This window comes from Mesonia aquimarina, from assembly GCF_003667275.1.
Classification (GTDB): Bacteria; Bacteroidota; Bacteroidia; order Flavobacteriales; family Flavobacteriaceae; genus Mesonia; species Mesonia aquimarina.
In genome coordinates, this window is sequence record NZ_RCNV01000004.1 from 76097 (window position 1) to 91454 (window position 15358).

At 31.9% G+C, this 15358-nt stretch carries 13 protein-coding genes; 5 read left to right on the forward strand and 8 right to left on the reverse strand.

All coding sequences use genetic code 11. From position 1 onward, the window contains the following. Positions 1 to 81: 81 nt before the first annotated feature. Positions 82 to 1272: a proline dehydrogenase family protein gene (locus D9R05_RS07430; protein WP_121666592.1), complete on the reverse strand. Its 1191-nt coding sequence runs from the start codon at positions 1270 to 1272 to the stop codon at positions 82 to 84. Positions 1273 to 1365: 93 nt separating this feature from the next. Here D9R05_RS07430 and aroB point away from each other — a divergent pair, with 93 nt between their 5' ends. Beyond that, the gene (gene aroB, locus D9R05_RS07435) at positions 1366 to 2439 is read left to right on the forward strand and encodes a 3-dehydroquinate synthase (protein WP_121666593.1); all 1074 of its coding nucleotides are present in this window, start codon (positions 1366 to 1368) and stop codon (positions 2437 to 2439) included. On the opposite strand, the gene bcp is transcribed toward aroB, so the two are convergent. Next, positions 2434 to 2883: a thioredoxin-dependent thiol peroxidase gene (bcp, locus tag D9R05_RS07440; RefSeq protein WP_121666594.1), complete on the reverse strand. Its 450-nt coding sequence runs from the start codon at positions 2881 to 2883 to the stop codon at positions 2434 to 2436. The two genes, aroB and bcp, sit on opposite strands and share 6 nt — an antisense overlap. 30 nt (positions 2884 to 2913) lie before the next feature. On the opposite strand from bcp, the gene D9R05_RS07445 reads away from it, so the two are divergent. Continuing rightward, positions 2914 to 3588 carry an endonuclease III domain-containing protein gene (locus D9R05_RS07445; protein ID WP_121666595.1) on the forward strand — a complete coding sequence of 225 codons (675 nt, stop codon included), beginning with the start codon at positions 2914 to 2916 and terminating at the stop codon, positions 3586 to 3588. Positions 3589 to 3606: 18 nt separating this feature from the next. On the opposite strand, the gene D9R05_RS15490 is transcribed toward D9R05_RS07445, so the two are convergent. Then, a complete protein-coding gene (locus D9R05_RS15490; RefSeq protein ID WP_162984921.1) occupies positions 3607 to 3759 on the reverse strand; it encodes a hypothetical protein in 153 nt (50 codons plus the stop codon). Positions 3760 to 3818: 59 nt separating this feature from the next. Continuing rightward, positions 3819 to 4406, reverse strand: a complete 588-nt coding sequence (locus D9R05_RS07450) for an RNA polymerase sigma factor (protein WP_121666596.1) — start codon at positions 4404 to 4406, stop codon at positions 3819 to 3821. A gap of 328 nt (positions 4407 to 4734) precedes the next feature. On the opposite strand from D9R05_RS07450, the gene uvrA reads away from it, so the two are divergent. Both uvrA and D9R05_RS07460 read left to right on the forward strand, forming a co-directional pair. Continuing rightward, the gene (uvrA, locus tag D9R05_RS07455; RefSeq protein WP_121666597.1) at positions 4735 to 7527 is read left to right on the forward strand and encodes an excinuclease ABC subunit UvrA; all 2793 of its coding nucleotides are present in this window, start codon (positions 4735 to 4737) and stop codon (positions 7525 to 7527) included. A 218-nt stretch (positions 7528 to 7745) separates the two neighbouring features. Next, positions 7746 to 8672, forward strand: coding sequence for a hypothetical protein (locus D9R05_RS07460; protein ID WP_121666598.1), 927 nt, complete (start codon positions 7746 to 7748; stop codon positions 8670 to 8672). 39 nt (positions 8673 to 8711) lie between these two features. On the opposite strand, the gene D9R05_RS07465 is transcribed toward D9R05_RS07460, so the two are convergent. The 4 genes from D9R05_RS07465 to D9R05_RS07480 are packed head-to-tail and all read right to left on the reverse strand — an operon-like array spanning position 8712 to position 14220. Beyond that, positions 8712 to 10175, reverse strand: a complete 1464-nt coding sequence (locus D9R05_RS07465; protein ID WP_121666599.1) for a lipopolysaccharide biosynthesis protein — start codon at positions 10173 to 10175, stop codon at positions 8712 to 8714. A gap of 9 nt (positions 10176 to 10184) precedes the next feature. Beyond that, a complete protein-coding gene (locus tag D9R05_RS07470; protein ID WP_121666712.1) occupies positions 10185 to 11474 on the reverse strand; it encodes a glycosyltransferase family protein in 1290 nt (429 codons plus the stop codon). 6 nt (positions 11475 to 11480) lie between these two features. Continuing rightward, positions 11481 to 13910, reverse strand: coding sequence for a YfhO family protein (locus D9R05_RS07475; RefSeq protein WP_121666600.1), 2430 nt, complete (start codon positions 13908 to 13910; stop codon positions 11481 to 11483). 31 nt (positions 13911 to 13941) lie between these two features. Next, positions 13942 to 14220, reverse strand: coding sequence for a DUF4834 family protein (locus D9R05_RS07480; protein WP_121666601.1), 279 nt, complete (start codon positions 14218 to 14220; stop codon positions 13942 to 13944). 98 nt (positions 14221 to 14318) lie between these two features. On the opposite strand from D9R05_RS07480, the gene D9R05_RS07485 reads away from it, so the two are divergent. Next, positions 14319 to 15287 (forward strand): transporter, encoded by a 969-nt coding sequence (locus tag D9R05_RS07485; RefSeq protein ID WP_121666602.1) that lies wholly within the window; start codon positions 14319 to 14321, stop codon positions 15285 to 15287. The last annotated feature ends 71 nt before the right edge of the window (positions 15288 to 15358 follow it).

Genomic DNA, 15358 nt, shown 5'->3' on the forward strand with positions numbered 1-15358 from the left:
GTTAAGGTTAATCTAAAGTTAAGCCAAAAAGCCCCTGCTATATATTGCAGAGGCTTTTATTAAATATCATATTAAAAAATATTAAGAAATACGCTTGGTGAACTGCCCGTCTCTACGCTGTTTTTCTTCTCGTAATAAAGCAAGTTCACGTCCCGTTTGTCCTTTAACCGAAGAATTTTCTTGTGCTCTTCTAATTAAGTAAGGTACTACATCTCTAATTGGACCAAATGGAACTAGTTTTGCCGCATTATAACTATTTAAAGCAAGATTAAAAGTAATGTGGTCACTCATTCCGTAAAGCTGACTAAACCAAATTCTATCGTCTCCTTTTTTTAGTTCTTTTTCATCCATTAATTGCATTGCTAAATAAGTACTTACCTCATTATGTGTACCTATATACAAAGAAATATCATCTAAATGTTGCATTGAATAATAAAGTACAGCGTTAAAATTCACGTCGCTTGCCTCTTTATCTTCACAAATTGGAGTTGGATAACCCATTTTATCAGCTCGCGCATTTTCCTTTTCCATATAAGCACCACGCACAATTTTAGCACCAACTTTAAAGCCTTTATTTTTTGCTCTTTTATGTAAATCTTTAATGTATTGTAATCTATCCCATCGGTAGCATTGTAAGGTATTGTAAACAATAACTTTTTCTTGGTTATATTTTTCCATCATTTCTTCCACCAAATTGTCTGCTGCGTCTTGCATCCATGATTCTTCGGCATCGGCTAAAATTCTGGTATCTAATTCTGCTGCTAAAGCACAAATCTTATCAACCCTATTCATTACTCGCTCCCACTCTTGTTGTTCTTCATTAGAAAGCTCTTCTTGGTTAGAAACTTTTTCCCAAATAGCAAATCTTCCTAATCCAGTAGGTTTAAAAACAGTAAATGGTATTTCCTTTTGTTGATTAGCAAAACGAACAATTTCCATCTTTGTTTTTAAGGCCGCATCAAACTGAGCTTCATCTTCTTTTCCTTCAGAAGAATAATCCAATACGCTATGCACATGCATATCATACATTTTTTTTATGGTAGGCAAGCAATCTTGTTGGCTTGTACCTCCACAAAACATTTTAAAAATCGTTTTTTTAATAATTCCCTCAACAGGTAAACGTAATGTTAATGCTAAATTTGTAAACCTTGTTCCGACAGCAACTAAAGTTGGTCTGTTCATCATGCTAAAAATGAAAAGAGAACGTTTTAAATCTTTATCATCTTTTAGGGCAAAAGCACGCTTAGTGTTGTTAAAAATCTTCCTTACCATAGTTCTTTTAAAAATTTGCGTAAATATAAGTGTAGAATTACTATTATTTTATTTATTCTACTTAATTTCGACTAAGATTTAACGTAAGTTTTAATGAATTCTATTGCATCTGTTAAGAATATTATACATTTTGGTGAATATCAATACGATACAGTAAATAACTTCATCAAAAAAAAATCGCCTTCAAAAATTTTTATTCTTTGCGATACTAATACGCAAGAACATTGTTTAGCCTATTTTTTGCAACACATAGAAACCAATATTACAATTGAAGTTATTGAAATTGAAGCTGGCGAGGAGCATAAAAACCTAGAAACTTGCACTGGAGTTTGGCAAAGTTTAACCGATTTAGATGCCGATAGAAAAGCATTATTAATAAATTTAGGAGGTGGTGTTGTAACTGATCTCGGCGGGTTTGTAGCAGCTACTTATAAAAGAGGAATAGACTTTATAAATATCCCTACCTCGCTCCTAGCGATGGTTGATGCCTCTGTTGGCGGTAAAACTGGCGTTGATTTAGGCAATTTAAAAAACCAAATTGGTGTTTTTCAAAGTCCACAGCTAACTTTAATAGATTGTGGTTTTTTGGGTACTTTACCAAAAAAAGAATTTAGAAGCGGTTTAGCTGAAATGCTTAAACATGGACTAATTGCAGATGCCGATTATTTTAAGAAATTAAGCGACCTTTCTCAATTAAATCTAGCAGATTTAGAAAGTTTAATTCATCATTCTATTCAACTTAAAACAACTATTGTAGAATCTGATCAGTTTGAAAAAGGAAGCAGAAAAATTTTAAATTTCGGGCATACACTTGGCCATGCCATCGAATCTTACTTTTTAAAAAACAATGACCGTAAAACTTTATTACACGGAGAAGCTATAGCTATAGGGATGATTTTAGAAACCTATCTTTCTGTAAAAACGTTAGATTTTTCAGAAAAAAAGTGTCAAGAAATTAAGAAGATAATTCTTAATACATTTTCTCCTGTTAGATTTGATTCTAAAGAAATTCAATCTATTTGTGATCTTTTAAAATTTGATAAAAAAAACAGTCACGGAAATATAAATTTTGTGCTGCTTCAACAAGTAGGAAAACCACAAATAGATTGTTATGTTCCTCAATATAGTATTGAAGAAGCTTTTCAATATTATGCTAAAGCCTTATAAAATTTGCTCTGCGTGAGCTTTCGTTTTTACTTTAGCAATTACTTCTTCAATTTTCCCTTCTTCATCAATGATAAAAGTAGTTCTATGAATTCCTTCATATTCTTTTCCCATAAATTTCTTAGGTCCCCATACTCCAAAGGCATTAATTACACTCTTGTCTTCATCTGCTAATAAAGGAAAAGGCAACTCATATTTATTTTTAAAATTTTGTTGGCGTTTTGGAGAATCTGCGCTTACCCCTAAAATAGCATAGCCTTTTTCTTGAAAGGTTTCCCAGTTGTCTCGCAAGTTACAAGCTTCTGCTGTACAGCCCGGTGTGCTAGCTTTTGGATAAAAAAATACGACCAATTTTTTTCCTTTATAATCGCTTAATTCGTGAGAATTTCCATCTTGATCTTTTGCTGAAAAATTTGGAGCCTTATCGCCGGCTTTTAATGTTGTCATAATTCTTATTTTTGCTTAAAAGTAAGTAAAATGACCAAACAGGAAAAAGTAGAATTTGTTATAAATACGTTAAATGAGATTTATCCGGAAATCCCAATACCGTTAGATCATAAAGATCCATATACTTTATTAATTGCTGTACTTCTTTCTGCTCAAAGTACTGATGTAAAAGTAAATCAAATTACACCATTACTTTTTGAAAAAGCCAGCACACCTTATGAAATGGTAAAACTTTCGGTTGAAGAAATTAGGGAAATCATAAAACCTGTTGGTTTATCTCCCATGAAATCAAAAGGAATCCATGGACTTTCTGAAATTTTAATCGAAAAATATAATGGGAAAGTTCCTGCTAGTTTTGAGGCTTTAGAGTCTTTTCCGGCCGTTGGGCACAAAACGGCAAGTGTTGTTATGGCACAAGCCTTTAATGTTCCTGCGTTTCCGGTAGATACGCATATTCACCGTCTAATGTACCGCTGGAATTTATCTAACGGTAAAAGTGTTGCCCAAACTGAAAAAGATGCAAAACGTCTATTTCCTGAAGAAAATTGGAATAAACTTCATTTACAAATTATTTGGTACGGAAGAGAATATTCTCCGGCTCGCGGCTGGAATCTGGATAAAGACATTATCACAAAAACCATTGGAAGAAAAACTGTTTTACAAGCCTATGCTAAAAATAAAAAAGAAACCCGAACAAAAAAGTAGTTCGGGTTTTTTTAAAGTTTAATTTAAAATTGTTTCAAATGTTTTTTTATTCTTGGTTTCAACTACGTTTAACGCTTTTGAATAATTGAGAAGAAACGCTATAGTTTCTTTTCTAGGTTCTAAATTTTCCACCTTTTTATTGGGTGATTGGTTTAAGTAGAGTTTTGCCATGTAATGTGCGTTTTTTGTTAGTGTTAGTTTAATAACGACAAAAAACGCAACGTATTGTATTAGTTTGTTAAAACAATATTATGTTTCTCAATTACTTTACGTAAATTAATTAGTGCATAGCGCATTCTACCCAATGCTGTATTGATGCTAACATTTGTTCTTTCAGAAATTTCTTTAAAACTCATGTCCTTATAAATACGCATAATTAACACTTCCATTTGATCTTCAGGAAGTTCTTGAATCAAATTTCTAACATCGTTTTCTATCTGATCTTTTACCATTAATTTTTCCGCATCTAGTTTTTCATCTTTTAGCACAGAAAAAATATTAAAATCACCTTTATTTTCAAATTTCGGCATGCGATTGCTTTTTCTGAAATGATCTATCACTAAATTATGAGCAATACGCATAACCCAAGGTAAAAACTTACCTTCTTCATTATACTTTCCGCGCTTAAGCGTTCGTATAACTTTTATAAATGTATCCTGAAAAATATCTTCGGTAATATCTCGATCAAAAACTTTAGAAAAAATGAAGTTATAAATACGTTGCTGGTGACGGTTAATTAATTTGGAAAGAGCCTCTTCATTACCATCTATATAACTTTTTACTAAAGTCGCATCTGTCGTCGTCTTAATTTTCTTCATAACAATTACCTTTCTATAATTAATAATCCAAGACCATGAAGTATGGTTTTGGTAGGGGTTAATAATAAATTTTTAGTCTATAATAAGGTAATTGTGCTAAATAGGCTTTTAAGATTTTTTAGGTTTATTTGTGGTAAATATAACAACATATCTTTGACAATTGCAAATAAGTTAAAAATTTTAACATTATTTCTGCCATTGAGTCAAACTTTGTAAGAAATTATTATTTTATTCTAATATGACCAAAAGCCTAATAAAACTGATTAACATAACATTTCATTTTAGTCCGTTTAGTTTCCTTAAATTTGCTGATTATTCCTTATAAAAAATGAGCAAAACAAAATCTTTTTCTTCTTTAGATCCAAAAGAAAATATACTTATAAAAGGTGCTAAACTCCACAATCTCAAGAATATTAATGTGGTTATTCCTAGAAATAAACTGGTAGTGATCACAGGGTTATCAGGTTCAGGAAAATCAAGTTTAGCTTTTGATACCTTGTATGCAGAAGGACAACGGCGTTATGTAGAAAGTTTGTCATCTTATGCCAGACAGTTTTTAGGTCGTTTAGACAAACCTAAAGTAGATTATATTAAGGGCATTGCTCCCGCCATTGCGATAGAACAGAAAGTAAATTCAACCAATCCTAGATCTACTGTTGGCACTTCTACAGAAGTTTATGATTATTTAAAATTACTATTTGCCAGAATTGGCAAAACCTACTCTCCTATTTCTGGAGATGAAGTAAAAAAAGATACCGTAACCGACGTAATTAATTATATAAAAACTTTTGAAGAACGTGCTAAACTCCTTCTCCTCGCTCCTATTTTAAAAGAAGAAGGAAGAACATTAGCCGAAAAAATTGGTGTATTACAACAACAAGGTTTTAGTAGAATAAAAGCTGATAAAGAAGTTTTACGAATTGATGAAACCGATTTAACTAAACTAGAAAAGAAAAAGGTCATGTTGGTTGTAGATAGAATTGTAAAGAAAGATGAAGAAGATTTTTACAACCGACTTGCAGATGCTGCTCAATCTGCTTTTTATGAAGGTAAAGGAGAATTATTTGTAGAAAGTTTAGCCGATAAAAAAATAAGACAATTCAGTAATAAATTTGAGCTAGACGGTATTACATTTAATGAACCCAATATTCATTTATTCAGTTTTAATAATCCGTACGGTGCTTGCCCTACTTGCGAAGGTTATGGAGACGTTATTGGTTTAGATGAAGATTTAATTATTCCTAACACCGGCCTTTCCATTTACGAAAACGCTATTTTTCCTTGGCGCGGAGAAAGTATGAGTTGGTATAGAGATCAATTGGTTAATAATTCTCATAAATTTGATTTCCCGATCCATAAACCCTACTTTGAATTAAGCAAAGAGCAGAAAAAATTATTATGGACAGGAAATAAGTATTTTGAAGGTTTAACCAGTTTTTTTGATCATTTAGAAGCAAAGTCTTATAAAATTCAAAATCGCGTTATGCTGTCACGCTATCGCGGAAAAACAATCTGTAAAACTTGCGAAGGAAAACGTTTACGCTCAGAAGCAGATTATGTGAAAGTGGATGGTTATTCTATTACAGATTTAGTTGAAAAGCCATTAGATCAGGTTCAAGAAATATTTAAAAAATTAAAGTTAAGTAAGCAAGACACTGCCATTGCAAAGAGAATTTTAAAAGAAATCAATAGTCGTTTACAATTTTTAAGTGATGTTGGGCTAACTTATCTCACATTAAATAGAAAATCAAATAGTCTTTCGGGCGGAGAGTCACAACGCATAAATTTAGCTACTTCTTTAGGAAGCAGCTTAGTAGGATCGATGTATATTTTAGATGAACCTAGTATCGGCTTACATCCACGAGATACCGAAAATTTAATTGAAGTTTTAAAATCTTTGCGTGATCTTGGAAACACGGTTATTGTAGTAGAACACGATGAAGATATTATGAAAGCTTCCGATGAGATTATAGATATTGGTCCCGAAGCGGGAACCTTAGGCGGTGAAGTTGTTGCTACCGGAAATTATAAAAATATTTTAAAATCTGATTCGCTTACCGCAAAATATTTAACGGGAGAATTAGCCATTGAAATTCCTAAAAAAAGACGGGATTTTAAATATTATGTTGATGTAATTGGAGCTAGAGAACATAATTTAAAAAATATTGATGTACGTTTTCCATTAGGCGTTTTTACAGCAGTAACAGGGGTTTCCGGAAGTGGAAAAAGTACATTAGTAAAAAATATTCTCTATCCGGCCATTCTAAAAGAAACCGGTGGTTATGGAGAAAAAATTGGTCAGGTTACTAAAATTGAAGGTAAATTTAGTAATTTAAAAAACATCGAGTTTGTAGATCAAAATCCTATTGGGCGCTCTTCTCGTTCTAACCCGGTAACTTATATTAAAGCATACGATGAAATTAGAAGTCTATTTGCGAATCAAAAACTAGCAAAAGTAAGAGGTTATAAACCAAAGCATTTTAGTTTTAATGTTGACGGTGGTCGCTGTGAAACCTGTAAAGGTGAAGGTGAAGTAACCATAGAAATGCAATTTATGGCCGATGTTCACCTAGAATGTGAAGCATGCAAAGGAAGACGTTTTAAGAATGAAATTTTAGAAATTAAGGTTGAAGACAAATCAATTTTCGATATTCTAAGCATGACCATTTCTGATGCTATTGAGTTTTTTGAAACCCACGGCGAAACCAAAATTCAACGAAAACTACAACCTCTTTTAGATGTTGGTTTAGGTTATGTAACTTTAGGTCAAAGCTCCTCTACTCTTTCGGGTGGTGAAGCACAGCGAATAAAATTAGCTTCGTTTTTAGGAAAAGGAAATACAAAAGATAAAGCTTTATTTATTTTTGACGAACCTACAACCGGATTACATTTTCATGACATTAAAAAATTAATGGCTTCTTTTAATGCTTTGCTAGAGAAAGGACATTCTGTTATTGTAATAGAACACAATATGGAATTGGTAAAATGTGCTGATTATGTAATTGATTTAGGTTTAACCGGAGGCGAAAAAGGAGGGAATTTAATTGCTACCGGAACACCGGAAGAAATTGCAAAAAATAAAAAATCATATACAGCAAAGTATTTAAAAGAAAAACTCTAAACTAAACTTGAAAACCAAGTGTTTGGCATAATACTTGTAATTTAAATAATGATTATCAAGCATTGCTTACGCAATAAGTGATAATTAATTTTTTGGTTGGTTAGTTGGAAAGTCCTCAGATTAATTTTTGGGGACTTTCTTTTTGTAAAAATACAAAAAATATTTTTTTGGCATCTTTTTTGAAAATATATTAATGTATTTATAAAAATATTAGTATTATGAAAAAGCTAACCTTATTATTCGCACTATTTTTTATTTGTCTATTTACTTCAAAAGCTTCAATAGATTTTAGAAATCAGCAAGCTGTAATTTTTACAGAGTCTAATGTTGAGTTTGCCATTTATCCTGATGGACAATTTGACTTTTATTATTTACCCGCGCAACCTATTAGAATTAATACTCAAAGTTCTATGGTAAATATCAGTTTCAACGCAGGCTATAATTATAATCCCTTTATTCAATTTGATGATTATGGAGCTGTCGTTCAAATAGAACGCGTTCCTATTTATTATGATTATTATGGACGCGTAACTAGAATTGGAAATACAAATTTATACTATAACAGGTTTGGACAGCTTAGTCAAATTGGGAATTTAAGAATTAGATATAATCGCTATGGAAATATTTCAAACTATATTGGCTACATAAATTATAATAATCAACAGTATATTTATAGACCGTGGCATCAATTTTATTGTAAGCCTACGCGAGTAATTGTCTATTCGCAACCTTATCGTGCTTATTATCAACCTAGAAGATTGTCATATAATTCGTTTAGAAGCAATTATCAAAATCGCTCTAATTATAGAAACAATTTTTATGAGCCTTCTGCTTCCATAGGAAATTATAATAGAGGTACAAAAACCGCTTCAACAACCAATATAAGATCCAGCGGTATAAATAATACAAGTTCTATAAATACAAGAAGGAACAATACTCGTGAATTATCCAGAGAAAATGAACGAAAATTAAGTACTGTAGAACGCTTACCATCAAGTAGAAATGAAGGAAGAAACGAGCGAGTTTCTTCAGAAACTACTACCCGAACTGAAAAAAATACAAGTGTAAGAAAACCAAACACTTATAATTCTCGTAAATCTAATACATCTGCTGCAAGAAGTAGTGCGGCTTCAAGCAGGAGATAGCAATAGTTTTGGTTAGTTTTTTCAAACTCCTTGATAGTTTTATTGGGGAGTTTGTTTTTTTATATACTTTTCTATGGTTTGTGTTATATCATCAGAAAAATTAAATCGGTACACTACCCATAAATAAATTAGGCTTAAAATTCCTGATTTTAAGGGTATAGAAAATATGGGGTTTATCGGAATTTTAATGAAATAAAAAATTAAGCTTAAAATTGTTATCAATAAAAGTACAAGCAAGGTTTTTCTTGTAAATGGATGCAATTTAAATTTTTGATAGACTAAAATTAATTTTGTTGAATTGTATAAGAAAAATGCAACAAAACTCGCTATAGCCGCACCTAATAAACTAAAAACAGGAATTAACCATATATTCAACAAAAAGGCAATTATAACCATTGCAATACCCAGAATAAGAATTAATCGGTAATGATCTGAATTTAATAGTATACTATTGTTATTGCCGATTAAATTATCAAAGAGTTTTACCAAACAAAGTAAAATGACAATAGAAACTTCAATCTCATATTCCTTTGGCATTAATTCATATAACTGATTGATATTGGTGATGATTAAACAAAAAATTAGTCCGCTCACCGCTAATAATGTCACCGAACTTTTTTTATACATCATACCCAATTTTTCTTTCTCTTTATTATTGAGCAATGTAGCCGTAATCGGGTTTAAAATCTGTAGCATTGCTCTTGAAGGCACTGCAATTACCGAGGCTACATAAACTGCAATTCCATAAACCGAAACATTTTCTATGGGTAAATAATGTTCTATCATTACTTTATCTAAATCTAATAAAGCGGTTGCTACGGTTCCAGCAATAAAAATTAAAAATGAATATTTATAAAGTGATTTTTTATTTGAAGGTAATCTAAAATCAAATTTTGGCGGTAGCAAATTAAATGCATAAATCATAATAAGTAAACTTCGCAATGCGTAAACCAGCACTAAGGAATATATAAATCCTGTAACATCAAGTAACTCATAACAAACCAATAGCAGAAGAATCATTACACAAATTCGATGAAAAACTTCTCGCATAAAATTCCCAAAAACACTTTTCAATTTTAATTTTCCCCAGGCAAAAAAAACTTCAAAATAAGCAATGCTGACTGCGATGATAAAAATAACCCAAACATAAGGTTGGACTAGTGCATTTTTGTTGAAGTAAATCAGTAAATTTTCATAAAAAACATAACCGAAAGCTCCTAAAACTATCCCCATCAATAAAGGGAAAATCAATGCAAATGAGAGTAATTTTTGCTGATCTTCTTCTGTTTTATACGAACTATAAAATTTGATTAATGTATTGTGAACACCTAAACCTAAAATTGGCCAGATTAGTGTACTTGCCGAGAGTAGAAATGTAATTAAACCGTAATATTTTGGTGTTAAAAAATTTGGGTAAAGCAGCAAAACATTTATAGCACCAATGGCAAAACCTAAATAGGTGGTCACCATATTTTTAAAAGACTGATTTAAAACAATTCCCATAGTACTAAGTTAAGCGTAGTGCCTTAAAATTTCAGCTAAGTTTTTAGTTAAATTTTTTCGGCTATACTTTTCAATTCCTTCAGAAGATACTTCAAGAGAATTCTGCTGAAAGTCATTAAAATACTTCAAAATTTCTTGCTTAATTTTTTCCTTTTCATCATATAAAAAAGGAGGCGTCATTTTTACTTCTGCTAAGATTTTTGACACATCCCAAGCTTTGGGGCCAATAGCTATAATTGGTCGTTTAGCCGCTAAATATTCAAATAATTTTCCGGGAATTATGGCTTCTGTTTCTGGTCTGTCTATTTCTAAAAGTAATAAAACCTGTGCTTGTTGCTGAAATTCTATAGCTTTTAGATGAGAAACGTAACCAATATTTATAGCATGGTTTTTTAAGCCAGCTTTTTTAATACTTTGAAAAACTTGACCACTCACCTTCCCTATTAATTGAAGCTGAAACAACTTTTTAAAGTCATTATTTTCTTCAATAATTTCAGCCAAAGCTTGCCATAATGCTATCGGATTTCGTTCTGAGAGTAATGAGCCTATATGTGCAATAGTAAATTTTTTAGCTGAATTATTTTTTTTTAGTAAAGCTTGTTTTTCATAGCCATTTGTAATTACAGAAATTTCTGTAGAAGTTAATGCTAAAAATTCTTCTTTAGTTTTAAAACTCGTTGTAATGATATGCGAAGCTTCTTGTAAAACCTGCTTCTCTAATGCTTTATGTTTTGCTGAAGCTTTCTTAGTCAATTTCAACTTCTCATGATAACCAATACTTGTCCACGGATCTCTAAAATCTGCCAGCCAATTCACTCCTAATTTTTGTTTTAGTTGTAAACCTATTAAGTGTAAACTATGCGGAGGACCGGTAGTTATTATGGTGTTAATATTATTTTTTTTGATGTAACTTTCTAAATATTTCACCGAAGGTTTTACCCAAAATTTTCTGGCATCGGGAATAAAAAAATTACCTCGAATAAAAAGCAATAACTGCTGAAGCAAATTTTGTTTTTTTTCATCCTCAATAATTCCACTGCTAATTTTTTCAGTCGATTTTTTTGAGAAAATTTTTGCTATCCCGTAAGGTTCAAAAATAGGTTGCTTAAGTACTTTAATTCCCTCCGGGATTTCATCAACCAAAGATTCATCTACAATTGGGTAATTTGGATTTTCAGGAACAAAAACAATAGGTTCAATTCCGAAATCTCTCAAATATGAAACAAATTTTAACCAACGTTGTACTCCAGGACCACCGGCTGGCGGCCAATAATATGCAATAATGAGTACTTTTTGCATAGTCAATTAAGTTCTGTTTTTCTTGAAAAAGAAAAAGATTCCGCCTAAAATCAACAACACTAATACAATACAACTAATCAATGCTATTGTACTTCCTGTTTTTACAACTTCTGGCTGAAAACTGAAAGTTAAGGTGTGTTTTCCGGCAGGTAACATGGCCGCTCGTAAAACAAAATCTGCTCTAAAATGCTGGATTTCCTTCTCATCAACTTTAGCAACCCAACCTTCAGGATAATAGATTTCAGAAAAAACTGCCAATCTTTTTTTACTTGCTTCATAAGTATAAATCAACTCATTTGGCTGGTAAGATGTCAATTTTATATTATCAGAAGAATTTTCTATAAAATTTTTCTTCGGAAGAAATTCAGCAAAATCTTGATGAACAATTGCGGTCTGTTTTGTATTTAAACTATCCAACGCTAAAATTTCATCATTTGCATTATTCACTACTTTTGCTTGTTCTACAAACCAAGCATTTCCGTTAGCATCAGGATTTAGTTGCGCCATTACTTGCCCTTGATTAGAGCGAATGGTATATTTTGTATTCAGCATATTTAAAACTTCCCTATTGCCTTGATAAATATGAAAATCAAATAATTGTTGCGTACGTTTTGGTTTTGCAGCGTGATAACCACCTAAGGAATTATGAAAATACGAAGCTCTGGCCGAGTTTAACGGACTACTGGAAAGATCTAACACTCTAAAATGTCCATCATCTTCTAAAATTTGCTGATCTGCCGGTGATTTCTGAAAAGGTTGTTCCATTTGGCGCTTGCTCACAAAATCATCTTCGTTAACGTAACGACGATCTACAGAAATTAAATCAGTTAATATTAGAACCAATAATCCACCGATTGCTAAATTTTTTGTCATCTTATTTTTTAAGAATAACCAAATAATTCCGGCAATTAATACCACAAAAATTAAACTTCTAATAGTATCTGCGGTGAACATCGCGATACGATCTTCTTTTAATGCCTTTATAAAATCCGGGCCTAATTGCTCTATAAACATTCGGTCGCTCTCTACCGAAAAATCGAATAACATCGATTTCAATAATAAAAACATTACTAAAAGTCCACCAACAATAATGGCGCTCCATTTTAAGGCGTGCGTTTTGGCTTCTTTCCTTAAGTTCTTATCAAATAACTTTGCCAACCCGACAACCGCTAAAACAGGAACACATAATTCTATAATAATCTGAATGGAAGAAACCGCTCTAAACTTATTATATAATGGAATGTATTCAATAAAAAATTTGGTTAATCCCGAAAAATTATCTCCCCAAGACAAAGCTAAAGCTAAGACCGAACCACCAACAATCCACCATTTTAATTTTCCGCGAACAAGAAATAATGCGAATACAAACAGGAAAATTACACTCGCGCCAATATACGCCGGTGCACCAATAAAAGTTTGTTCTCCCCAATAGGTTGGAGCACCTTCAATAAAACCTTTTGCTTGCTGAGGGCTTGCTCCAAGATTTAATAAGTATTTGTAAGAGGCAGATTCTTCAGTTAATTTTTCTGAACTAGAACCACCCATAAAACGCGGAATAAAAAGATTGAAGCTTTCCCAACCGCCATAACTATATTCGGTAATGTAATCATAATCTAAGCCGGCTTGTTGCGAATTATCGGGTGTTCCATCCGGATTAATACTTACTTCACTTTTTCCGCGTGTACTAAATTTTGTATATTCCTGTGTGGCTAATAAATTAGTTGCATTAGTTCCTATAGCTAATAAAACCGCAATAACCATAACGCCTAAAGCAGAAAAAAACTGCGGAAGCTTTTTCTTCTTAAAGAAATCGATGAAATAAACAATGCCTAAAACAATCACCAGCAACAGTAGATAATACGTCATCTGAAAGTGATTAGCACTAATTTCTAGAGCCATTCCTAAAGTTAATAATAAACCACCGCCAATATATTTTTTACGAAAACATAAAATGATTCCCGCTAAAACCACCGGCATATAAGCAATTGCGTGCGCTTTAGAATTATGCCCGACTCCTAATAAAATGATTAAATAGGTAGAAAAACCAAATGCTAATGCACCCAGAAAAGCAAGTTTATAATCTATTTTTAAGCATAGTAATAATATATATAAACCTATAAAATACAAGAAAAGATAATCTGCCGGACGCGGTAAAAAACGTAAACTTCTATCGAGTTTTTTTATATAATTGTGTGGATAATTTGCACCTAACTGATAAGTCGGCATTCCGCCAAAAGCAGCATCTGTCCAATACGGTTCTGCATCATTTTCAGCTCTAAAATCATTTTGCTGCTTAGCCATTCCGGTATATTGAACAATATCACTCTGATAAATTACTTTCCCTTGTAAAACAGGATTAAAATAAAGTACCGCAACTACAATAAAACCAAGAACTGCTATAATATGAGGAAGAATACGCTTTACATTAAAGGCCATGCACTATTTCTTTTTTTAAGATTGTCGAAAATTAATCAATTTCTTCGTAATCAATATATTCTCCTACCTTTTTATTTTCTCTTCGCTCGGTCTCGATATTTTCACCTTTATGTTCTTGTCGATTAGCAGACTGCTTATTGTAAAAATCTTGTTGTTGCTGAAAATTTTTAGAAACCCGTTGCCCTACTTTTCTTAGAATAAACTTCATAATCTGCGGACCGTACCATCTAAAAATTATTTTAATTCCGAAATAAACCAATAAAATGATAAAAACGGTTTTAATAAACCCCGTAAAAGATGCCTCTTGCATAATTTTTTTCTTACAAAATTATTAAATACTATGCTTTAAAGAAGACTTTAGATCAAAAAATAATAAAATTCATCTATATTTGAGATAAAAATTATTTTATGCTTAAACATTTTTTACCTGCTCTAGGCTTATTTTTCTTCAGCTTTACGATTTCAGCTCAATATACAGAAACTATAAATTCCAATCGTCCAGGGAATTCAAGTGGTGCTTTTGCCGTAGGGAATCAAGTATTACAATTTGAAACAGGTTTACAATACGGTCAAAATAATCATGATCTTTTAGAAACTGAAACAGATCAACTTGGTGTTGATTATGAAGTGCGTTATGGTTTTTTAATGGAACAGTTAGAAATTAATTTAAAAGGAACCTATTTAAGTTCTACACAACAACAAATTATTGGCGGGCAAGAAATTGAATATAAATATAGAAATTTCCGAAGTAACACATTAGGTGTGAAATATTTAATTTACGATCCTTATAAAAATGATTATTTCGAAAAACCAAACCTTAAAAGCTGGAAAGCAAATAACAGTTTTAAATGGAAAGATTTGATTCCGGCAGTTTCAGTTTACGCGGGTGCAAATTTACTTTTTGGTGATAATCCTTATTTAGCACCAAATGAACCCAATATCAGCCCTCAATTTGTTTTGTTAACTCAAAATAATTGGGGAAGGTGGGTTTTTGTGATGAACTTTGTAGTAGACAAAGTAACTACAGATTATCCGAGTTACGCAGGAATTTTTACGATGACGCACAGTATAAATTCTAAAGTTTCTGTCTTTGGAGAATATCAGGTTATAAAAAACGATTTATACAGTGATAATTTATTACGTGCCGGTGGAGCTTATTTACTTACTAAAGATTTACAATTAGATGCTTCTGCTATGGTTAACTTTAAAAACACACCATCGCGTTGGCAAGCTACCCTTGGTGTTTCTTACCGAATTGATATGCACTCATCAGATGAATTAATTTTTGATCCGGCTAAAAAGGAAAAACCGGAAGAAGACGCTAAGAAAAAAAGAAACAGCGAACTTGTTAATCCTGACGGAACAATGAATGATTAATTTATCTTGATAATAATTCATAATAAAGAAGCCGATACAAAATTGTATCGGCTTCTTTTATGCTTGAAAAT